The sequence below is a fragment of the Vibrio sp. V39_P1S14PM300 genome, from assembly GCF_009904765.1.
Lineage (GTDB): Bacteria > Pseudomonadota > Gammaproteobacteria > Enterobacterales > Vibrionaceae > Vibrio > Vibrio proteolyticus.
In genome coordinates this window covers 1-23,302 of sequence record NZ_WXWP01000349.1, presented here as the reverse complement: position 1 = coordinate 23,302, position 23,302 = coordinate 1, and the positions used below count along the sequence as shown (strand labels likewise).

Sequence of the window (23,302 nt, the reverse complement as noted above, 5' to 3'; positions counted from 1 at the left end):
GAATAAATAACCTAAAAGCAACTTAATCATATTATGAATATGTCAAATTACTTGTTACAAATAACATCCTACATTAAGTGCCCGTGATACTGTGTTAATATATAGCCCCCTCCCAAAGCACTGCTCCTCTCACAACCCAATTACGAAAACTGCACCTTAAATCGTTCAATCAGAAAGTCGAGAAACAAACGGATGCGCTTGGGCTGGTGTTGGCGACTGAGGTAAATCACGTTTAAGTCGGCATCAGCGCCAGAGGTCAGTGCGCTGAAGTTTTTCATATACCCGTTCAGTACGGTGACTAAGCGTTGCTGTTGAATATCCGCCTGAACATCAAGGACGGATTTAAGCGCGATGCCTGCACCATCCAACGCCCATTGTCGAATCACTTCACCATCATCCGAAAAGCGTTTCGGCACCACAGTGATGGCTTTATGTTGTTCGCTGTCCTGAAAGTGCCAAGTTTTCAGCTCTTCGTTACTGCGAACCATGGCCAGGCAATCGTGCTGAGCCAGATCTTGTGGCGTTAACGGCGTGCCTTTTTTGGCTAAATACTCCGGCGAAGCGCACAGTACCCGACGGCTGGAAGCCAGCTTGCGCGAGATTAGGTTACTGTCGGCGAGTTCACCGTAACGAATCACAATATCCAGTCCGGATTCCGCCAGATTTGAGAGATTGTCATTCAGGTAAAGATAAGGTATCACCTCTGGATACTGCGCTGAAAACTCAGACAACATGGGTGAGATGTATTGCTTACCCACGTCCCTCGGTGCCGAGATCTTCAACGTTCCACGCACCTCTTTCGTACCGGTTTGCAATAGGTTTTCCGTTTCTTTCACGCTGTCGATGATTTCCAGACAGGCCTGATGATACAACGCCCCGGAATCGGTCAGCGAGATATGGCGTGTACTGCGGTTCAGAAGTTTCACCCCGTAGCGATCTTCTAACGCTTGCAGCCGGGCCGTGACTGTAGCTGGCGACAAGCCGAGTTCCCGGCCCGCTGCTGCCAGTCCCTGATTTTTCACAATGCTGATAAACAGTGTCATATCTGCGAACTTATCCATGCACCTTCCTATTTATTATTCGTCTGAACTGAACAATTAATTCAAATTTTAACCCATTATCAAATTATGTCTAATCAATATACTGACTCCATCTACTCAATTCTGGAGACTGACACTATGAATACAGACAAAACCGTATACGTCGTTATTGGCGGCACATCCGGCATCGGAGCAGAAGTTGCGCTCCAGCTAAACAATAAAAACAGCGTGGTGCACGTCGCCAGCCGCAAAACCGGCCTGGACATCAGTGACGAGCAGTCGGTCTATCACTACTTCGAAGACATTGGTGCGTTTGACCACCTGATCATCACTGCTGGTTCTTACGCCCCGACAGGCAGCGTGGTTGAAGTCGGACTGGCTGAAGCAAAGTCTGCGTTTGATACGAAGTTCTGGGGCGCAATTAACGCAGCCAAACATGCCGCACGTTATATCAAACAAGGCGGCACCATCACGCTGACCTCCGGCATGCTGTCACGCAAAGTGGTGGCCAACACTTACGTTAAAACCGCCATCAATGCCGCACTGGAATCCGTCACTAAAGTACTGGCGAAAGAGCTGGCGCCTGTCCGGGTGAATGCGGTCAGCCCGGGATTGACCAGAACAGAGGCTTATCAAGGCATGAGTGAACAAGACCGTAACGCCATGTATCTGCGTACTCAAACCAACCTGCCAGTCGGCAAAGTGGGGGAAGCCAGTGATATTGCCATGGCTTACCACATGTTGATTAACAATGCTTATATGACTGGCGCCGTGATTGATGTTGAAGGCGGCGCGCTACTCAACTGATCCAGAAAAGTCACTATGGTGCCCGACACAACTTCGTGCTGGCACGTCAGGATTCACCTACATAGAGAAATTTGCCATGAACAATAAACCAATGCCGCTGCAGGTGTGGATTTTGACGCTTGCCGCCTTCGCCATCGGGACCGCAGAATTTGTGATCGCCGGTATTCTGCCCCAAGTGGCCCACTCCCTATCGATTACCGAAGGTCAGGCGGGCTACCTGATCAGTGCTTACGCGCTGGCTATTGTGTTCGGAGGCCCTCTACTCACCATCTACCTGGCGCGTTTTAACAAGAAAACCGTGTTGTCTGGATTAATGATGCTGTTTATCGCCGGCAACCTGATGTCTGCGTTCGCGCCGAACTACACGGTATTGATGATCAGCCGTGTGATAACCGGCCTGGTTCAGGGACCGTTTTACGGCATCGGCGCGGTGGTCGCGACCAGTCTGGTGTCCGAGAAAATGGCCGGACGTGCGGTCGGCCAAATGTTTGCCGGACTGACTCTGGCCAATGTATTAGGCGTACCCGGCGGAACCTGGATTGGGTTGCAGTTCGGCTGGCATATGACATTTCTGACCGTTTCGGCGTTCGGCCTGATTGCCCTGCTATTCATTACGACAGTGATTGCTTCTCAAGGTCATGACAGAGCCAAAGACGTCAGAGCCCAGTTGGCCGCGTTCAAAAATCCGATGTTGCTGATCAGCTTAGCTATCACCGTTTTCGCCTGGTCAGGTTTTATGAGCTTGTACGGCTATCTTGCCCCAATTGCCACACATGTGACGGGGTATGGCGAAAACGCCGTCACCTGGATTCTGGTGGTCGTCGGGATCGGTTTAATTGTCGGCAACACCTTAGGTGGGCGTTCGTCAGACAAAAACTTACAAAAGGCATCATTGTTCTGGGCACTGGCAATGATTGGCTCACTGGTTTTAGTTGGCCTGACGGTTGACAGCAAACTGATGTTCATTGCCGCGGCATTTATCTTCGGTGTGGCTTCATTTGCCAACGTACCGGCGATGCAGTTACGGGTTATGAATCACGGCGGTGAAGGACAAGAACTGGCCGCAACAGCCAACATCTCCGCGTTTAATCTCGCCAACGCATTTGGTGGTTTCCTCGGAGGCATGGTACTCGACAGCCATATTGGTGCCGACATGATCCCGTACGCAGCCCTTATTGTGCCCGTCATTGGCTTGTTGTTCATCATCAGCGCCAACCGCAGAGAAAACCAATTTGCCACACCAGCTAACCGCCTGTGTCGCTAACCCCAACATCCCGTAGCCAGGCCCCGATGTCTGGCTGCGAAGATAAATAGATAAAAAGGAAATCCAGATGAAACTCTACATTTACGAACATTGCCCTTTCAGCGCGCGCGTCCGCTACGTTGCCGGAATGCTGAAGACTCCGTTGGAAACGATCACCATTGATTACGATGATGACCAGACCACGACAGAGATCATTGGCACCAAACAAGTACCGCTGCTGCTTAAAGACAACGGAGACGCGCTGGCAGAAAGCCTCGACATTATTCAGTACCTTCTGCACCTTGCAGGTTGTGACGAAACTCACCAGCCTTCACAAGCCGTTCTGGACTGGCAACGCAACGCATTTCTACCCCTGCAGAAAGTGGGCTATCCACGCTGGGCAAACATGAATTTAGCCGAGTTCAGAACCCGCTCAGCCCAAGCCGCGTGGCGCGCAAAAAAAGAAACCGAAACCCTCAACTTTGACGCGCTGCTGCAAGACACGCCATCCATTGCCGAGGACGCCGCAGCCCTTATCCAGCAAGCGGGAGAAACGCTACGAATCAACGCATTTCAGCGCATTTCCGTTGTTGATGAAGCGATTGTCTTCTCCATCCTGCGTGGCTTTTTCAGCGCTGCTGAAATTGAGTGGGATCCGATTGTGCAAAGCTGGATGGAAGCGGTCAGCAACCAAACCCGAGTCCCGCTTTTAAGATAAGGAGCTTCGCCATGCAGATACAGGGAATGCATCACTTTACGATTCGTACTGCGCTGCTGGAAGAGACCACGGAGTTTTATCAACGTGTGATTGGACTGGAGGTGGGGGAGCGTCCCAACTTTGGGTTCCCTGGCCGCTGGCTTTACGCAGGCGCAGAGCCGATTCTTCACCTGGTTTACCAGCCGAATGACCGGGCCGTGGGTGCACTGAATCACTATTTGGGGGAACACACCAACATGAACGGCTCTGGTGCCATTGACCATATAGCGCTGCGCGGCACCGAACTGAATAAGATGCAACGCCATTTAAGCCGCTTGAGTCACGTGCGTTTTCAGGAGCGCATCGTTCCGGATCTGCAGGAACATCAGCTCTTCGTGCGTGATCCGAATGGCATCACCATCGAAGTGATATTTCCTTACTCAGCGGACAACCGTATCGTTGGCGAATCGCTGACGTCATTCAAGCTGCGCTAAACGCATCACGGATTTTGCAGCCAAAAATGTTAGATCGTTCCAGTTTGAGCCTGAAACGGTCGCCTACACTAAGAGCGTATTATGCGCTCTTTTTTATATCTACCGCTCAGAAAATCTGACATGGAGAGCAAATCCGAAAGATAAATCAGCATTTATTTCGAGCATGAAAATATAATGACAGAGCAATGACCATTGCAACACAACTAATATAACAATTGAATAAGGTTTCCTATGTTTAAGAAACTCTCTTTGAAAAACAAATTGGCCATCTCTGCCAGTGCAGCCATTATTGTCGGGGGATTGCTGGTTGAAGGTCTGTCTTTTCGGGATTCACTGCAGCGCCTGGACGTCGAAGTCGAGCAACGTCTGGAAAGTACCAGTGCGTCATACAACCAATACGTGAGCGACTGGCTGCTATCGAAAGAGCGCGCACTGACGTCCCTTTCACCGGATGTCGAAAAAAGGGCCATTGTTACGCATCTGAAACAAGTACGTGATTCCGCGGCGTTTGACAATGTCTTTCTGGCGTACCCGGATGGCTCTCAGGACAACGCCAACGGCGTAATCCTGCCACCGGGTAACGATGACCCACGCCAGTGGGGCTGGTATACCAATGCGGTTGCTAACCCAAGCAAAGTCTTCATGGACAACCCAACCGTTGCTGCGGCAACCGGTGCTAACGTGGTCTCGCTGGGTAAAGCGCTCAGTCTGCACGGCGAGCAAGTGGTGCTCGGTGCGGACGTTGAGATCAGCGACATTTTGAACAGTATGAGCAAAGTGATTCTTCCGGGCGAAGGCTATATGTTCATTACCAACGATCAGGGCAAGATTTTCTCGCACCCGGATACCAAGCTGCTCAATCAGCCGGTGAGTCAACTTGGCCTGAATTACGCCGATATTCAAAGCATCGCCCGCGATGCGCATGACCGCAAAGTCACGCTCAACGGCGACGATTACGTGATCTACGCCGACGCGATTGAGGGCACCAAGCTGACTACGGTGACAGTGATCAGCCATGACTCGCTGATTGCACCGCTGTACGATGCGGTTTGGGGCCAAGTGATCGCGACCGGTCTTGTGGTCGTTATCTGTGTGGCGCTGTTCAATTTGCTGTGTAACATCCTCTTCCGTCCGCTCTACAACGTTTCTCAGGCATTGTCTCAGATTGCCAACGGTAACGGCGATCTAACCCGCCGAATCGACGTTGAAAACCACGACGAAGTGGGTGAACTGGCGGAGAACTTCAATAAGTTCGTGGCCAGCTTGCAGCAGCTTATTGGCCACATCCGCAGCCAGGCGCAGGATCTGAATCAACAGTCTGACATCAGCACATCACGCGCGAACCAGTCGGTCAACGAACTCAACCACCAGCAACAAGAAATTGCCATGGTCGCCACGGCGGTCACCGAAATGGCGTCCGCCACTCAGGAAATCGCTTCACACGCAGAGCAAACCGCGAAAGCCGCGCAAGACTCTTCACACAGTACCCAGAACGGTCACGATCTGGTGGTCAACACCAAAGGTTCGATCAACAATCTGGCCAATGAAGTGAACGAGGCAAGCAACGTCATTCGCGAGCTTAACCAACACGCTCAGGATATTTCGACGGTGTTGTCGACCATCCAGGGGATCGCCGAACAGACCAACCTGCTGGCGCTAAACGCTGCAATTGAAGCGGCACGTGCCGGGGAACAAGGCCGTGGCTTTGCCGTGGTTGCTGACGAAGTGCGTGTGTTGTCCCAGCGAACTCACACCTCCACCGAGGAAATTAAGTCCACCATCGATACCCTGCAACACACCACGCAAAAAGCCGTTACTCTGATGGAAAGCAGCTCTTCACTGGCGCTGGGCTCGGTCGAAGATGCGGATCGTGCAACGCAGGCACTGGATGAAATCAACACCGCCGTCGCGCTGATCAGCGATATGGCGACACAGATTGCCACCGCCGCCGAAGAGCAAACCCATGTCACCAGTGAGATCACCCAGAACGTGACGTCCATTAAAGACGTGACTGATCAACTGGTGATCGGCGCAGAAGACTCCCTGCAGCAATCCACACAATTGAAAAATCAGGCCGACGAACTTAACGCCAAAGTGGCGACGTTTAAAGTCAGCTAATCTAAAAAAGAAAACAGCGGAGCTTCGGCTCCGCTTTTGTATAGCTGTGATACCCGTTTAGAAATAATGAGAGATCGCCAGATAGCGAGTGCGAATGTGTTCGATCAGTAACTTCACTTTCTGCGGCGGCTGACGGGTAAACGGATAAACCGCATAAATACCAAGTTTTTTGCCCACCAGCTCAGGGAAGAGATCCACCAATTGCCCGTTGCGAAAATCATGGTAAACCAGACAACGCGGCACATAGGCAATGCCATGCCCACCCAGTGCCGCCTTGCGCAGAGCAGTGGCGTTGTCAGTCGAGAAACCGCCCGCCACCCGCACAATGTAGTTGCCTTTGTCTGCTTTGAACTCCCATTCGCTGGCTCCCGTGGTTTGATAGGCATACTGCAAACAGTTGTGTCTGGTCAGATCCTGCGGCTTAAGCGGTTTTCCGTGCCGGGCAATGTAGGATGGCGAGGCACACACCACCCACTGGGAGTCGAGTATGTGCCGGGCAATCAGGCTGGAGTCTTCCAAATAACCGGTCCGGATCACCAGATCGTATCCACCTTCCACCAGATCCACGAAGCGGTTGTCGAGTGACATATCGACGCTCAGCCCCGGATGCTGGTTACAAAATTCCGCCACCGCATCGGCCAGAATCAGATCGCCGGAAATGCTCGGCACCGACATTTTGATGTGACCGCTCAGACTTTCGCCAAACCCTGCAACCGCGTCCATAGCCTCCTGGGTGGCTTGCTTCACATTTTTCGCCCCGTGGATGAGCGCCTTGCCCGCTTCGGTCAGGGTTAATTTACGCGTTGTCCGATATAATAATTGCACGCCTACCTCTTCCTCCAGACGCGCAATTCTTTTACTAACTACTGAATTTGTAAGGTTATTTTGCTCAGCCACCTTACTAAAGCTGCCCAACTCTACGACCTGAGAAAACAGGATTAAATCATCTGCACGCATCTTATTATGTGATTTTTGGAACTAATTATTTTCATTATTTCCCTATATCACAAAAAAAGAAAGGGGTAAATTCACGCCGAATTAACACAAATAACACAATTATAAAAACCACAACAAATCATCGATTCCTGATAGGGAACATTGAACTTGTACGAGGAAGTACCAATGACCGAAACATTGTTAGCTTTAGTGGCGTTCTCACCCATTGTGGTCGCTGCTATTTTACTCGTCGGCCTCAACTGGCCGGCGAAGAAGGCTATGCCTGTCGCCTTTACCCTGACTGTCGTGATTGCCCTGCTGTTCTGGGACATGTCGGCCAACCGCGTGCTCGCTTCTGTATTTCAGGGGCTGATCATTACCGTCTCCGTATTGTGGATTGTGTTCGGCGCGATTTTTTTGCTCAACACGCTTAAACACACGGGTGCCATCGCGACCATTCGCAATGGCTTTACCAATATTTCACCCGACCGTCGTGTTCAGGCGATCATCATTTGCTGGTGCTTTGGTTCTTTCATTGAGGGCGCATCTGGCTTCGGCACGCCAGCCGCAATCGCAGCGCCATTATTGGTGGCCATCGGTTTCCCTGCTCTGGCTGCTGTGCTGATGGGCATGATGATCCAGTCAACGCCAGTGTCATTTGGCGCCGTGGGCACGCCGATCATCGTTGGAGTGAACAAAGGTCTGGATACACACAATATCAGTGAAAATCTGCTCGCTCACGGCTCAAACTGGGATGCGTATCTGCAACAAATTACCTCGAACGTTGCCCTGATCCACGCCGGAGTGGGCACACTGATGCCGATCCTGATGGCCATGATGCTGACTCGCTTCTTTGGCAAAAACAAAAGCTGGACCGAAGGGCTCGATATTCTGCCGTTTGCGCTGTTTTCGGGTCTCGCTTTCACTATTCCATACGCCCTGACCGGCGTGTTCCTCGGTGCAGAGTTTCCCTCACTGATTGGCGGACTGGTCGGCCTCGCCGTAGTGGTCTCGGCAGCTAAACGCGGCTTTCTGGTTCCCAAATCGACCTGGGATTTTGAAAAAGAAGAGCGATGGCCAACGGAGTGGCTGGGCTCGCTCAAAGTCGATCTGGCTGACAGCACTCAGAAGCCCATGAGCATGGTAATGGCCTGGCTGCCTTATGTCCTGCTGGCCGTGATTCTGGTCGCCAGCCGCGTCAGCTCAGAGTTCAAAGGATTACTCACCGGTGTGGCGCTCTCATTTGACAATATTCTCGGCGAGACTGGCGTGAGCAATGCCATTCAACCTCTGTACCTGCCAGGAGGCATTCTGGTGTTTGTTGCGTTGCTGGCCGTACTTTTGCAATCACGCAGCGCCGCACCGCTGACCAAGGCTTTTGGCGAATCAAGTAAAACACTGATTGGCGCCGGCTTTGTTTTGGTGTTCACCATTCCTATGGTGCGTATTTTTATCAACTCAGGTGTGAACGGTGCGGATCTGGCAAGCATGCCCGTCACAACGGCCAATTTCGCCGCCGGGCTGGTGGGAGACGCGTTTCCGGCACTGAGTGCGACCGTCGGTGCGCTGGGCGCCTTTATCGCGGGCTCCAATACCGTCTCTAACATGATGTTCAGCCAGTTCCAGTTTGAAGTCGCACAGACACTCAGCATTTCCAGTGCCGTGGTGGTTGCTCTGCAGGCGGTGGGCGCCGCAGCCGGTAACATGATCGCCATCCACAATGTGGTGGCTGCCTCCGCCACAGTCGGCCTGCTCGGCCGGGAAGGTGCGACGCTGCGCAAAACCATCATCCCGACTTTCTACTATCTTTTGGTAACGGGCGTGATTGGTCTGGTCGTGATCTACGGATTCCACGTCACTGACGCACTGATGAACTGAACCGATTAACGCAGGCTCAAACCTGCTCCCAATGTGGCGCGGTGACCAGACCGACAAGTACGTGCTGTTACTTCAGGCAACGCATAACCGGTCATTGCGCCATTCCCGACTCGCTTAAAGACGCCCTCTCAAGGGGACAAAACATTCTCATATCAGGACCGACTTCTATGATTATTTCCGCTTCTACTGATTACCGCGCAGCCGCCAAGGCCAAACTGCCACCGTTTTTGTTCCACTACATTGATGGCGGATCTTACGCCGAGCATACCTTACGCCACAATACCGAAGATTTATCCGATATTGCGCTGCGTCAGCGGGTACTCAAAAACATGTCGGATCTGAGTCTGGAAACCGAGCTGTTCGGCGAGTCGTTGTCGATGCCGATCGCACTAGCGCCCGTTGGCCTGACCGGCATGTATGCGCGCCGCGGCGAAGTGCAGGCCGCCAAAGCCGCGGCCAACAAAGGCATCCCATTTACCATGTCGACCGTGTCAGTGTGCCCGATCGAAGAGGTGGTGCCTGCAATTGAGCGGCCGATGTGGTTTCAGTTGTACGTGTTAAAAGATCGCGGCTTTATGAAAAATGCGCTCGAACGCGCCAAAGCCGCCGGGGTGACCACCTTGGTCTTTACCGTCGACATGCCGGTCCCCGGAGCACGTTACCGCGACATGCATTCCGGTATGAGTGGGCCGAACGCGGCGATGCGCCGTGTTTTCCAGGCGATGCGTCATCCAAGCTGGGCTCTGGATGTTGGCTTGCTGGGCAAACCCCATGATCTCGGCAACATCTCCGCCTATCGCGGTGAACCGACTAAGCTGGAAGATTACATCGGCTGGCTGGGAGAAAACTTCGACCCGTCCATCAGTTGGAAAGATCTGGAATGGATCCGGGATTTCTGGGATGGCCCTATGGTCATCAAAGGGATTCTGGATGTGGAAGACGCGAAAGACGCGGTGCGATTCGGCGCGGATGGTATTGTGGTATCCAACCACGGCGGCCGTCAGTTAGACGGCGTGCTTTCGACCGCCCGTGCGCTGCCGGACATCGCGGATGCCGTCAAAGGCGATCTGAAAATTCTGGTCGACTCTGGTATTCGCACCGGGCTGGATGTGGTTCGCATGCTGGCGCTCGGCGCAGACTGTACCTTACTGGGCCGCTCCTTTGTTTACGCGCTGGCTGCGCAAGGCCAGGCTGGGGTCGAAAACCTGCTCGATCTGTACGACAACGAAATGCGCGTCGCCATGACACTCACGGGTGCGAAGAACATCTCAGAACTGACCCGAGAGTCGCTGGTCAGCATGGGCTAAATTCGCTCAGGGTGCCACACTGGCGGTGGCACCATTGTTACTGAAAACCTTTCTCTTTCCCGTTTAACCAGTAATCACCACAAGGAAGCAATAGATGGCAAATACAATATCAAATGCCACGTATCAACAACTGGAAGATATCCTTGCTGTGAATATCGACCGGGAGCGCATTGTCACTCAGGAAGCCAAACGTCTGGCTTACGGCACCGACGCGAGTTTTTACCGTCTGGTGCCGAAAATCGTTCTGCGCCTGAAATCGCTTGATGAAGTGATCTTCGCCATTCAAAGTTGTCGCGAGATGGCGGTGCCGTTTACCTTCCGCGCAGCCGGCACCAGTTTGTCGGGCCAAGCGGTGTCCGATTCGGTGCTGATGACTCTGACTGACGACTGGCGTGGGCATCAGATCGTGGATAACGGTGAAAAAATCATTCTTCAGCCAGGGGTCATTGGCGCCGATGCCAACAAATACCTAGCACCTTATCAACGTAAAATCGGCCCGGATCCGGCGTCCATCAACACCTGCAAAATCGGCGGTATCGCCGCCAATAACGCCAGCGGCATGTGTTGCGGCACCGCACAGAACTCATACCGTACCGTCGACAGCATCAAAATTGTATTCGGTGACGGCACCTTGCTCGATACCGCCAGCTCAGAAAGCATCGCCGCGTTTAAAGCGACCCGGCCAGAACTGCTGGAGGGCATTGAACAGCTGTGCCAACAGACGGCACAAAACCGAGAACTGACCGAACGAATCCGCCATAAATACCGGCTGAAAAACACCACAGGTTACGCCCTGAATGCGCTGGTGGATTATCAGGATCCAATCGAAGTACTGGAGCACCTGATGATAGGCTCAGAGGGCACGCTCGGCTTTATCGCCGAAATCACCTACAACACCGTCGTTGAACACGCCCACAAAGCCTCTGCCCTGTTGGTGTTTGCCGATATCGAAGAAGCCAGCCGCGCGGTCACCACTCTCTCTCGCACGCCAGTGGCGGCGGTCGAGTTGATGGACGGCCGGGCAATGCGCTCCGTCGCGGACAAACCCGGCATGCCCGAATTTATTCAGACACTGGATCTCGAAGCCGCAGCGCTGCTGGTCGAATCTCACGCCAGCACGCAAGTGGAGTTGGCGGCGCAGTGCGAGACCATCATGCAATCACTGACGGATTACACCATTATTGAATCCGTTCCGTTTACCTCCGAGCCAAAAACCGTCGCGACCCTGTGGGGCATTCGCAAAGGCATGTTCCCTGCCGTTGGCGCCGTACGAGAAGTTGGAACCACGGTCATTATTGAAGACGTGGCTTTCCCGGTCGACAACCTCGCCAACGGCGTGCGCGATCTGCAAGCGCTGTTTGATAAATACCACTACGGCGAAGCGATCATTTTCGGCCATGCCCTGGAAGGCAACCTGCACTTCGTCTTCACCCAGGGTTTTGATTCACAGGAAGAAATTGACCGCTACGGCGGTTTTATGGATGACGTTGCCGAACTGGTGGCCGTGAAATACCAGGGCTCACTGAAAGCCGAACACGGCACTGGCCGTAATATGGCGCCCTATATCGAGATGGAATGGGGCAAAGACGGCTATGCTCTGATGCAACAAATCAAAACCCTGTTTGATCCCGAAGGCTTGCTCAACCCCGGCGTGATCATCAACAACAACCCACATGCGCACATTGAGAACCTCAAACCGATGCCAGCGGCAGATCCACTGGTTGACCGCTGCATTGAATGTGGCTTCTGTGAGCCGGTTTGTCCATCCCGGACACTCACCCTATCGCCACGCCAACGCATTGTGCTGTATCGTGAACTGCAACGTCGTCGCGCCGCTGGAGAACAGGTCGAAGCCTCTGAGTTGGAAGAGGTGTTTGAATATCAAGGTTTGGATACGTGTGCCGCCACCGGGTTGTGCGCTGAACGTTGCCCGGTAGGCATTAATACCGGCGATCTGGTGAAACAGCTACGTACCGCGAAATATCAGAAGTTTACTCCGATTGCGCGTTGGACAGCCGAGCATTTTGCAACCACAACCAAACTGACTCGCGCCGGACTGAAAACCAATCAGCTGGCCACTAAGGTGCTGGGTGAAAGCAGTGTCGGCAAGGTCACAAACGGATTGCGCAAGCTGACCAAAGGCGCCACGCCGGTGTGGATGCCAGAGATGCCACAAGCCAATACCCAAGATCTCAGCCAAGCCATCGAAGCGCAAACGGCCACAGAGAGAAAAGTGGTCTACCTGCCCTCTTGTGCCACTAGAAACATGGGTCAGCAAAGCAGTGCGCAGGATCAGCGTCCACTGACCGAGGTGACACTTTCTCTGTTGAACAAAGCCGGTTATCAGGTCGTGATTCCTCGAGAACTCAATGAGCAGTGCTGCGGCATGCCATACGACAGCAAGGGCATGACCGAACTCGCCAGCGCAAAAGCCAGACAACTGGAAGACGCTTTGTGGCAGGCGTGTCGACAGGGAGAATATCCCGTGCTGATGGACACCAGTCCGTGCGCCAAACGCAGTATTGAACTGTTCACCAAACCGATGGAAGTGTTGGAACCGACGGGGTTTGTCAGCAAATACCTGCTGCCACATCTCGACATCACGCCAAAGCAGGAAACCGTGATGCTGCATGTGACGTGCAGTGCCCGCCGCATGGGGCTGGAAGCAGACATGCTCAATTTGGCGCAAGCGTGCGCCACCGAGGTGGTGCTGCCGGAGCACATTCAATGCTGTGGCTGGGCCGGCGACAAAGGCTTTAACACGCCGGAGTTGAATGCCGCGGCCGTGCATCCGCTCAAAGAACAGGTACCGTCCGGTTGTAGCCGAGGCTTCTCCAACAGCCGTACCTGCGAGATTGGTCTGTCGCACCATAGTGGCATCCCCTACCAGTCCATTTTGTATCTGGTGGATGAAGTTTCCCGTCCGCACCCCTGATAGTCCCTTCGTTGCGCCCCGGCCGGGGCGCAACTATTTCATCTGCCCCATTTTCAATTGGCAGAAAAATCGTTACCTTGGAGGTCTGCTACACGGATACAGGATACCCCCATGGAACTGGAATATTTCATTATCGATGCGTTCACTTCTGAACCTTTCAAAGGCAATTCAGCGGCTGTTGTTCCGCTGACCGACTGGCTCAGCGATGAACAGATGCAACATATCGCCGCCGAAAACAACTTGTCAGAAACCGCGTTCATCCAATCACAAGGAAACAACCACTACCATATCCGCTGGTTCTCTCCCCTGCAGGAGATCGACTTTTGCGGTCACGCGACGCTCGCCTCCGCCTACGTGTTGTTTCAACATTTCGACGTGCAGGGCAAAATCACCTTTTCGACGCTGAACGTTGGCGAGCTGCAGATGACGCAAGACAGCAGCGCCCGAATTGTGATGAGTTTCCCCAATCGGGCGCCTGTGCCGGTCGACAACATCCCACAGTCTCTGCTCGATGGCTTGTCCATTGCCCCGCAACAGGTGCTGCGCAGCGAACAAGCCTATTTCGCCGTTTACGACAACGAACAGTCGGTACTGGATGTAGTCAGTGACAGTGAAACCCTCAAACAGCTCGCTCCCTATGACGTGGTGGTGACCGCGGCAGGCAGTGAATACGATTTCGTCTCACGCTACTTCTGGCCCGCCAACGGTGGCGTCGAGGATCCGGTTACCGGCTCCATTCACGCCGGACTGGCGCCGTTTTGGGCGGAACAACTCGACCAGCCAGATTTGGTCGCCTATCAGGCCTCTCAACGTGGCGGAGTACTGTACTGTCACATTCGTAGTGATCGTGTCATCGTCGCCGGGCATGGCGTGTTGTACGCACACGGTTCACTATTTGTTTCTTAAAGGAAGACCAACTACTGATGACGTCCATCAACCAACTTGAACCTTTGATGCTTGAGTTCATCGAGCGAGAAATGCAGACCGATGCCGCGCACGACCTGAACCACGTAAAACGTGTGGTCGCGACTGCAAAACAGCTGTGCGACGAAGAGCAGGCCAATCCGCAGGTAGTGATCGCCGCGGCCTACCTGCATGATTGCTTTACCTATCCGAAAGATCACCCGGAGCGTAAACAAAGTTCGGCCATTGCAGCGGACAAAGCCGTGGCGTTTTTGGAACAGATAGATTATCCGCCGTCACTATTGCCAGCGGTGCATCATGCTATTTGCGCGCACAGTTTCAGCGCGGGGATTCCCCCCGACACGCTGGAAGCGAAAATTGTGCAAGACGCCGACCGACTGGACTCACTCGGCGCAATAGGCGTGGCACGCACCATTCAGGTCGGCACCGCTCTGCAGCGTCCGCTGTATAACGCAGACGACCCCTTGTGTCACACGCGCCCCCCGAATGATAACCGCTTTACGCTGGATCATTTCTTCACCAAGCTGTTCGCCATTGCTGACACCATGAATACCGAAGCCGCCAAAGCAGAGGCACGTAAACGCAAAGCATTTATGCAGCTATTCTTAGATCAGCTCCAACACGAAGCAAACGCGCATGACTGAAACCCAGCGACTGATCCGCGAACTGAAAAAGCAACTCAAAGGCCACGGCATCCAATATCAGGATATCGCGGCGGCCCTTGGCCTCAGTGAAGGGTCGGTGAAGCGCCTGTTGGCCGAAGGCAGCCAAATCAGTCTCGAGCGTCTTTCGGCCATCTGCCAGTTAATCGGATTGGAAATGGGTGAACTGTTTAAACTGGCCAGTCAGGCAGAGAAAGGACTCGACGCCCTGAGTTTTGAACAAGAGAAACAGCTGGTTGCGAATAAAGGTCTGCTGCTGGTTGCGGTGTGCGTGGTGAATGGTTATCGCTTTGAAGAAATCCGCAGTCAGTATCAGTTCTCCGAGCCTGAATTGATCCAGCAACTGGTGGCGCTGGACAAACTCGGCGTGATTGAACTGCTACCCGCTAACCGAATCAAGATGAAAATTTCACCGGATTTCCGTTGGGTTCCGGGCGGACCGATTCAGTGTTTCTTCCAGCAGCAGGTACAAAACGAATTCTTCCACAGTTATTTCTCCGCCGATGACGAAAAACTGGTGATGAGCAGTGGTTTGATGTCACTGCCAAGCAACCACAAGCTGCAACACAAGATTCAGAAGTTGGTGGATGAGTTCTATGCCGGCTGTAAAGCCGATGAAGTACTCGATCTCAATGACCGTCATGGTACATCCATGGTGATTGGCCTGCGGCGCTGGACCTTTCCTTTGTTCGACGATCTGCTGCGCACGCCCAAGTCGTAAATGGCGTAACCTCAGGTGACACTATCCGTTACCTGAGCCTTTTTGCTCTCCTAAGTCGCCGCATACATGCATGCTGCCCCACATCAGGATTGTGGCGCGACGCCACATGATGCAAAGGAGGCACACTATGTCTGTTGTTCAACCATTTACCGCATTATCACGCGTATTCTGCTTGGTCTGTCTTACGCTCTTGGCTGGCCTGTTGAGTCCGATCGCGCTTGCCAGCGGCTTGCTTAAGCCAGTCAACAGTCAATATCAGGATCTGAAAATCCAGACCCATCATGTCAATGTCGTGATTGAAGACGGCTACGCAACCACCCAAGTGGAACAGGTGTTTTACAACCCGAACGATACGCAAATGGAAGCCCGGTACTCGTTCCCGGTACCGGAGCAGGCGGTTGTCGGAGAATTCATTTACTGGGTTAACGGTCAGCCGGTGGTCGCCGAAGCGGTCGCCAAAGACGACGCGGAACAGATCTATCAAACCCAAAAAGAGCAAGGCCGCTCGACAGCGTTGACCACAAAGAACGAGTTCAAAACATTTGAAATAAAAGTGTTCCCTGTGTTACCCAAACAGACGGTTAAAATTCGTCTGGTTTACCTGCAAGACGCTCTGCTCGACCATGGCGTAGGTCGCTATGTGTACCCGATGGAAGAAGGGGGTGTGGATGAGATTGCGGAAGCGTTCTGGACCCGTAACGATGAGGTTGAGCAGGACTTTTCCTTCCAACTGACGGTTAAATCCGCTTATCCGGTCGATGGTCTGCGTCTGCCCGAGCATCCTCAGGCATCCATTGCTTCAACGCCGGAAGGCGAGCAAACTGTCTGGTCTGCCACCCTCGCTAATCAAATTGCAACATCAGAAAGCACCTCACCTGATCCGGCGTTTCGTCTCGATCAGGATATCGTCGCTTACTGGCGCTTGCAGGAAGGCCTGCCCGGACGTCTTGATATGATCGCGTATCGCGATCCAACACAAAGTGAAAAAGGCACCATCAAACTGACGTTTACCCCCGGCGATGATCTTGGACCGATTGTTCAGGGCCGTGACTGGATCTTCGTATTGGATAAATCCGGTTCGATGGCGGGCAAATACGCCACGTTGGCGGAAGGGGTTCGCCGGGCACTTGGCACACTTACCGGTGATGATCGCTTTCGTATCGTCCTGTTCGACAACCGGGCCTACGCGCTGACACCAAACTGGTTAGCGGCCACATCCGACAACATTGACCGCGCAATGACCTCGGTGATCGAGGCCCAGACCGGCGGTGGTACCAATTTGTACGATGGTCTGGAGAAGGCGACACAATCATTAGACCGCGATCGCACCACCGGGATGGTGTTGGTGACCGATGGTGTGGCAAATGTCGGTGTGACGGAAAAGAAAGCCTTCCTCAAGCTGATGCAAAAACACGACATTCGTCTGTATACCTTCATCATGGGTAATAGCGCCAACCGTCCGCTGTTGGAGCCCATGACGCAAGTGTCCGACGGATTTGCACTCAGTGTGTCGAACGCCGATGACATTCTTGGTCACATCATCAATGCCACCAGTAAACTAACCCATCAGGCCTACCGGGATGTGCAGTTGGATATTGACGGACGCCGAATCACTGATTTGACGCCCGCTCAGATCCGCAGCCTCTACCGTGGCGAGCAACTGAGTGTGTTCGGCCATTATTTTAAACCGGGTAACACCACCATTACCTTGACCGCGAAGGTCGGTGGCATTGAGCGAAAGTACCGCACCACACTAAACCTGCCGGACAGTGCCACACACAATCCCGAACTGGAACGCTTATGGGCGTTTGCCAAGATCCGCGATCTTGAACACAAGATGGACTATCTCGAAACCGCCGATGCCGACTGGGAGCAGGCGATTGAAACCATCGCGCTCGACTATGGGCTGCTGACCGACTACACCTCATTGCTGGTAGTCGAAGAAGACGTGTTCAAGCAACTGAACATCAGCCGCAGCAATCAGGTGAGAGTAGAAAAAGAGCAACAGGCTCGTACCCAGCGTGCGCACCAGCCGGCCCGTCCTAACAGAGCCGATCAACACGACCCTATGTTCTCTCAACCGGCACCAAGCCACTCTGGAGGCCGAGGGGGAAGCCTGAGTAGTTGGATGGTGCTGCTCCTCGTTATCGTCGGTGGTTATCGGCGCTGGCGCCGCGTTTATCATTAACGCTAAGCGCTGATAAACAAATGGCCCTGAGAAACGTCAGGGCCATATTCTCTTTTAGATTTAAACAGGTTAGAGTAATCCCGATGCCAGACAAAGGAGCATAACGCAATGAAAATCATCATTCTGCACGGCTTATACATGCATGGCTTTATCATGCAGCCGCTCAGCCAGAAATTGCAGAAGATGGGCTATCAAACCCAGGTGATCAGCTACAATACAGTGGCCATTAACGACGATCAGGTATTCAAAGCGATTGATATGGCGCTGGATCGCACGCAAACCAACGTACTGGTTGGGCACAGTCTCGGCGGACTCATGATCAAACACTATCTGGCTTCACGGCAACCGTCCACGTCGCTGATCTCCCATGTGGTGGCGTTGGGTTCACCGCTCAGAGGCGCGTCCATCGTCGGGAAAATTCAGAACCTCGGCCTCGGCGCCATGCTGGGCAATTCAACACTCTATGGTCTGGAAAAGCACGACGATCATTGGCGGTTTGCACAAAAGCTCGGCAGTATCGCCGGAACCTTACCGTTTGGCTTCCGGCCGATTCTGCTGGGAACCGCGTTACTCTCTGACGGCACCGTCACCGTCGAGGAGACCAAAATCGAGGGTATGACCGATCATGCGGTCACCCGACACAGTCACACCAGCATGATTTACAGCAATTACGTTACCGATCAGATTGATGCGTTCATTCGTCACAACCGGTTTCAACACCATTAAAAAAGCCAGGCGTTCACCTGGCTTCTTGTCTTAACGCTGAATATCCAACTTATTCAGTAAGGACGGGTAACCCCAGCCATTTTCTCCCGCTTGCACGGTTTCTCCCGTCAGATACTCATAGATGGTTGGGGCCAGAGAGCCGTTCTCCTCGCTGGTCATCGGTGTCACCTGCTGACCAATCGGTGCGCCCCAGAAACCGATAAAGGCGTCTTTTTCCAGATAGCTTTCACCCGCATGACGCCCCGGCACTTTGGTGTTGTAGCCGACACCTTCGCGTGGAAACAGGTTCACCGTTCCGGCCCGGTCCTCTTCGTACAAAGCCGCAATCTGTTCAACCGAATCCGGACGGTTACTAAAGCGCGTCAGCTCTCGCCACTCATCGGCACGACACCAACTGCTGACGTGATTCAGGTCGGCAGACAGACATTTTTTCAGCAGCGAGTTACGTTGCGCCAGCTCCCGCTCATCCGGCAGCGTCAGATACGGATTGAGCGTCTCAATACCCAACAAACGAGGCTTGCCATTCTCAGCGCGATAGAACAAGCGATCGCCATCGCGAATCACCCATTCATCCAGACGCTTCCCACCCCTCTGACCGATCAGCCGTGTCTCGCAGCGCGCTGGCTCACATGCCGTTTCTCGCACCGCCATGTAATCGAGCGTATCCCCGAGGCGCGCCAGCGTTTCTGCCATAATATCGATAGGCTGCCCCTGGCTGTGTTTCGGCGTCCAGGTGGTCAGTTCAGAATAGACAGGTTGTACCTGCCAACCCGATGCGGAGTTGAAGAAATCGAGCATGAAGTTGCCACCGGCGGTAGACGCCACCACCACATCAATCCCTTGGTTGCTCGGATAATTGAGCGCGTTGGTGATTTTCGGGCCCTCGCCTTCGTCAGAAGAAATTTTCCGCACCACCAGCGGATAACCAAGTTCCTGCTCCAGTTCGTGGAACACCACGTTTTCCGGGTTCAACGCATAATAGACAGGCGCCAGACCGTGGTCACCGGCCATGCCCCACAAAGTCTGACCATAAATTCCGGCATCCTTGTACGTTTCTTCAACCCGACGAATCCAGTAATCCAGACGATTCAACTCGCCGGTCGGCATGATGATCTCATCACTGAACGGGCCAACAAAGTGGGCAAAATGATCCGGCCAGGGGTTGTAGATCAGGGTGTAATCCGGCATTCCCTGCCCATCCAGTTGTGTGTACTGCTCGATATCCTGCTCAATCTTCCACTTGCGGGTGAACTTGGTGTAGAAGGTCCAGTAGGAGATGTTCTGGTAATCACGGATATTACGGATCAGGGCGGCCCGGCGTTGGCGCAACTGCGTCTCCACTTCCGCCCGTTTTTCAAGCTCCCGAACACAGCGCTTTTCACCGAAATCCCGCAGACCTTCCCCCACACCGAGGTTCACCAGGCCATCGTAACTGGTGTGCGCATTCCAGTCGTATTGCGCGTTACAGTTCAGTGTTTTCAGGTAATTGAGTCGATCAAACATCGTCTGAACCTGATTTTTCTGCATGATGCGGTCGAGTTGCAGCGCATCATTGCCGAAGAAGTAGTAAGCACGATCTTCATGACGGTCAACAAAATGGAAATTAGGGATACCGGTGCCGTGCTCACCAGACACCTTCGCACCGGTTTTTATGATCGGCAGATTGCGCACACTGATGGTCGGCGTCGATGAGATCCCGACCCGCGCAATCGAATCACGATGATCGGCGTACAGGCGTTTAAAAAAGGGCAGATAGTGTGGATCGCGGTACACCTGCTCCGACAACACCTCCGCAAAACGCATATCCTGCTGATGTTCTGGCTCTATCGCGCGGATGTTTGGTTCCATGCCTTGCCGAGCCTGATACTGACGATAAACGTGCTGGATAAACGGTTTATTCGGATCCACCAAGCCTTCAACGAGCCCTTGCTGCAAGCCATCGACGGTGACCTGAACAGCAAAGCGGCGCCGTTGCTGTGACTCAAGGAAATCAATCAGTTGTTGCGGCTCATCATCGAACGCAGCCTGCATCCAGTTATTGAGCGCGACCTGGCGTTCATCCTGATACACGAACTGGCGGTAGGCTTTGAGCACATTGAGGCGCACAAAATCAATCAGGGTAATGGTCAGCGCCTGCGCTTTGTTGTTCTCTTTGTCGGCGTTTTCCGGTCTGCCGTCTTCGATCACCGCCAGCAACGCGTGTTTCATGTCGCCCACTTCCATGCCGGAAGCAGCCTGACTCATCAGGCCAACCACAATAGGCTGGATCTTAGCTATTAACTCGCGATCATGAGGGGTGTCTGACAGGTACTGATACTGTTCGGGGAGACGCTCCATATCCTGCCACTCCCCAATTTCCACCAGCGCATCGTAGATGGTGACCATCGCCGCATAGAAATCATCGTCAATTTTGATCCCCTGCTGATGGCCCTGATCCTTTTTATGCTTGTTCTGCTCAGATTTGACCTCTTCGCTGAGTTGAAACAAGCTGTGTTGAAAGCCCGTCAGCGCTTGGTCGTCATAGACATTGCGCAAATAACGTTTGAAGGTATCTTCACTGCTGATGCCGGTGTAACGGTCATAATACTGATAGAGAAAATACCCCAGTGGGATTGCGTATTGCGGATTGGAAATCTGACTGATAACACGTTTTTTGGTATCGCCGTCGAGTGGCAACGTTAAAACAAAGGCATCCAATGTCATGCCCCCAATGGTAAACAGCGTCGTGTCGCGAGCGAAGCGGGTCGAGTAACTCAGTGAGGATACGACCTGATTTTTCAGCACTTGAGTTGAGTTAAACAGCCCACCGATCACCGGGGTATTACCGATATCAGCCTGACCACTAAGCGGCAGCATTGAAAGCCCCAGCAGCCATTTGTTCCAGTTTGACGTTGCCATCCTGCACTTTTCCATGAAATCTGAATGACCTAATAGTCCCTCAATTATGCCCGGATATGCAACTCCCGACGAAACAAACCGGTCATCCGATCCGAAAATCTCCCGGACTGGTCGTTTGAGCATTGATCGCCAGTACAAACCGAACTATATTAATCGTCATTCGACGATTAACTATAAGTACCTATGGCGACGCAATGTAACATCACGGATCCAAGCGCGTTTGAGGCCTCTGCGCGACAACTGGAACAAGAGCAACAATTGGCGGCTCAGGCCAAAGCACTGGCGCATCCGGCCAGGATTCGCATCCTCAAGCTATTGCTGACGCTGGATAATCTCGGCGGTTGCCTCAACAGTGATCTGGTCAGCCAGCTCGGACTGGCGCAATCGACTGTATCTGAACATTTGCGCATTCTGAAACAGGCTGGTTTTATCAGTGCCGAGCCGAATCCGCCGAAAATGTGTTACCGGATCGAACGCCAGGCGCTGAATGGCCACCTGAATTTGCTTGAGGCCATGTTGTCCTGAGGCGCTTCGCATCGCCACAGGTTAAATACGACCGCGCACGAAGCCAAATAGTACGATAACCCGTTAATAAGAAACGAAACATTTAACCACCAAACATCGTCTTTCGACGATAAACGAACAGAGACACGCTATGAGCACTGAATGCACGCCGAGCTCGACACAAAAAATGAGTTTTCTCGACCGTTATCTCACCGTATGGATCTTCGTTGCCATGGGCATTGGCGTCACCATCGGAGTCTGGTTCCCGGAAGTGGCTGAGTGGAATGAATCCATGTCGGTCGGCAGCACCAATATTCCGCTCGCCATCGGCCTGATCCTGATGATGTATCCTCCGCTCGCGAAAGTGAACTATAGCCTGCTGGGTAAAGTCGCTCAGGATAAACGCGCCATCACCCTGTCATTGATCATGAACTGGCTGGTCGGTCCGATCCTGATGTTTGTGCTCGCACTGACGTTCCTCGCCGATTATCCGGGTTATATGGTGGGGGTGATTCTGATTGGCCTGGCACGCTGCATCGCCATGGTACTGGTGTGGAACGACATTGGGGGGGGCAATAAAGAGTATGGCGCGGCGCTGGTGGCCCTCAATAGTGCATTCCAGATTATCACCTACAGCTTTATGGCCTGGTTGTTTATTACTGTCTTGCCACCGGTGTTCGGTTATCAGGGGTTTGCCGTCGACATCTCAATGGGAGATATTGCCGAAAGCGTCCTGATTTATCTTGGCATCCCATTTGCCGCCGGATTTATCAGCCGTAACTATCTGGTGGGCGCCAAAGGCGAACAGTGGTACAACGACGTGTTTATTCCGCGTATTTCGCCGATCACCCTGCTAGCACTGCTGGCGACCATCGTGCTGATGTTCAGCCTCAAAGGTGAGATGATCATGCAACTGCCGATGGACGTTGTTCGCGTCGCGATTCCGCTGGCCATTTACTTTGTATTGATGTTCTTTGTCAGCTTCTTCATCGGTAAACGCATGGGGATTCCTTACGACAAAAACGCCTCAATCGCCTATACCGCTACCGGGAATAATTTCGAACTCGCGATTGCAGTGGCGATCGCTGTATTTGGTATCAACTCCGATCAAGCGTTTGCCGGCGTGATCGGCCCGCTGATTGAAGTGCCAGTGCTGATTGCGCTGGTGAATGTGGCGCTGAGAATGAAACGGAAATACCGTTTACGCACCGCTGACGTTTGAAT

Annotated in this window: 18 protein-coding genes; 15 read left to right on the top strand and 3 right to left on the bottom strand. The window is 53.1% G+C overall.

Annotated elements, in window-relative coordinates:
- Positions 1-140: 140 nt before the first annotated feature.
- A complete protein-coding gene (locus CAG65_RS18300; protein ID WP_161454558.1) occupies positions 141-1,061 on the bottom strand; it encodes a LysR family transcriptional regulator in 921 nt (306 codons plus the stop codon).
- A 117-nt stretch (positions 1,062-1,178) separates the two neighbouring features.
- Between CAG65_RS18300 and CAG65_RS18295 the strand changes: the two genes are divergently transcribed.
- From CAG65_RS18295 to CAG65_RS18275, 5 genes are all read left to right on the top strand, one after another.
- Positions 1,179-1,847, top strand: coding sequence for an SDR family oxidoreductase (locus tag CAG65_RS18295; RefSeq protein WP_161454557.1), 669 nt, complete (start codon positions 1,179-1,181; stop codon positions 1,845-1,847).
- A 76-nt stretch (positions 1,848-1,923) separates the two neighbouring features.
- Positions 1,924-3,111: an MFS transporter gene (locus tag CAG65_RS18290; protein ID WP_161454556.1), complete on the top strand. Its 1,188-nt coding sequence runs from the start codon at positions 1,924-1,926 to the stop codon at positions 3,109-3,111.
- Positions 3,112-3,178: 67 nt separating this feature from the next.
- Positions 3,179-3,808: a glutaredoxin 2 gene (gene grxB / locus CAG65_RS18285; RefSeq protein ID WP_021706357.1), complete on the top strand. Its 630-nt coding sequence runs from the start codon at positions 3,179-3,181 to the stop codon at positions 3,806-3,808.
- 11 nt (positions 3,809-3,819) lie between these two features.
- Positions 3,820-4,281 carry a VOC family protein gene (locus CAG65_RS18280; protein ID WP_161454555.1) on the top strand — a complete coding sequence of 154 codons (462 nt, stop codon included), beginning with the start codon at positions 3,820-3,822 and terminating at the stop codon, positions 4,279-4,281.
- 231 nt (positions 4,282-4,512) lie between these two features.
- Positions 4,513-6,399, top strand: a complete 1,887-nt coding sequence (locus CAG65_RS18275) for a methyl-accepting chemotaxis protein (RefSeq protein ID WP_161454554.1) — start codon at positions 4,513-4,515, stop codon at positions 6,397-6,399.
- Positions 6,400-6,456: 57 nt separating this feature from the next.
- Here the strand turns inward: CAG65_RS18275 and CAG65_RS18270 are convergent, their stop codons facing one another.
- Positions 6,457-7,356, bottom strand: a complete 900-nt coding sequence (locus CAG65_RS18270) for a LysR family transcriptional regulator (protein ID WP_161454553.1) — start codon at positions 7,354-7,356, stop codon at positions 6,457-6,459.
- Positions 7,357-7,521: 165 nt separating this feature from the next.
- Between CAG65_RS18270 and CAG65_RS18265 the strand changes: the two genes are divergently transcribed.
- The 8 genes from CAG65_RS18265 to CAG65_RS18230 all read left to right on the top strand — a co-directional run bounded on the left by CAG65_RS18265 (position 7,522) and on the right by CAG65_RS18230 (position 18,676).
- Positions 7,522-9,213, top strand: coding sequence for an L-lactate permease (locus tag CAG65_RS18265; protein ID WP_161454552.1), 1,692 nt, complete (start codon positions 7,522-7,524; stop codon positions 9,211-9,213).
- Between the two features lie 167 nt (positions 9,214-9,380).
- Positions 9,381-10,520 (top strand): FMN-dependent L-lactate dehydrogenase LldD, encoded by a 1,140-nt coding sequence (lldD, locus tag CAG65_RS18260; RefSeq protein ID WP_021706362.1) that lies wholly within the window; start codon positions 9,381-9,383, stop codon positions 10,518-10,520.
- Positions 10,521-10,614: 94 nt separating this feature from the next.
- Positions 10,615-13,455 carry an FAD-binding and (Fe-S)-binding domain-containing protein gene (locus tag CAG65_RS18255; RefSeq protein WP_161454551.1) on the top strand — a complete coding sequence of 947 codons (2,841 nt, stop codon included), beginning with the start codon at positions 10,615-10,617 and terminating at the stop codon, positions 13,453-13,455.
- Between the two features lie 111 nt (positions 13,456-13,566).
- Positions 13,567-14,361 (top strand): PhzF family phenazine biosynthesis protein, encoded by a 795-nt coding sequence (locus CAG65_RS18250; RefSeq protein ID WP_161454550.1) that lies wholly within the window; start codon positions 13,567-13,569, stop codon positions 14,359-14,361.
- Positions 14,362-14,378: 17 nt separating this feature from the next.
- Positions 14,379-15,023, top strand: a complete 645-nt coding sequence (locus tag CAG65_RS18245; protein WP_161454549.1) for an HD domain-containing protein — start codon at positions 14,379-14,381, stop codon at positions 15,021-15,023.
- A complete protein-coding gene (locus CAG65_RS18240; protein WP_161454548.1) occupies positions 15,016-15,762 on the top strand; it encodes a helix-turn-helix domain-containing protein in 747 nt (248 codons plus the stop codon). The genes CAG65_RS18245 and CAG65_RS18240 overlap by 8 nt, the downstream gene beginning before the upstream one ends.
- A gap of 127 nt (positions 15,763-15,889) precedes the next feature.
- Entirely contained in the window at positions 15,890-17,950 is a 2,061-nt protein-coding gene (locus CAG65_RS18235) for a VIT and vWA domain-containing protein (RefSeq protein WP_161454547.1), read from the top strand.
- Positions 17,951-18,058: 108 nt separating this feature from the next.
- Positions 18,059-18,676, top strand: a complete 618-nt coding sequence (locus CAG65_RS18230; protein WP_161454546.1) for an esterase/lipase family protein — start codon at positions 18,059-18,061, stop codon at positions 18,674-18,676.
- Positions 18,677-18,706: 30 nt separating this feature from the next.
- On the opposite strand, the gene CAG65_RS18225 is transcribed toward CAG65_RS18230, so the two are convergent.
- Positions 18,707-21,574: an alkaline phosphatase family protein gene (locus CAG65_RS18225; protein WP_202599450.1), complete on the bottom strand. Its 2,868-nt coding sequence runs from the start codon at positions 21,572-21,574 to the stop codon at positions 18,707-18,709.
- Positions 21,575-21,757: 183 nt separating this feature from the next.
- Here CAG65_RS18225 and CAG65_RS18220 point away from each other — a divergent pair, with 183 nt between their 5' ends.
- Positions 21,758-22,099: an ArsR/SmtB family transcription factor gene (locus CAG65_RS18220; RefSeq protein ID WP_021706370.1), complete on the top strand. Its 342-nt coding sequence runs from the start codon at positions 21,758-21,760 to the stop codon at positions 22,097-22,099.
- A gap of 130 nt (positions 22,100-22,229) precedes the next feature.
- On the top strand, positions 22,230-23,300 hold the full coding sequence (gene arsB / locus CAG65_RS18215; protein WP_161454544.1) for an ACR3 family arsenite efflux transporter: 1,071 nt from the start codon (positions 22,230-22,232) through the stop codon (positions 23,298-23,300).
- The last annotated feature ends 2 nt before the right edge of the window (positions 23,301-23,302 follow it).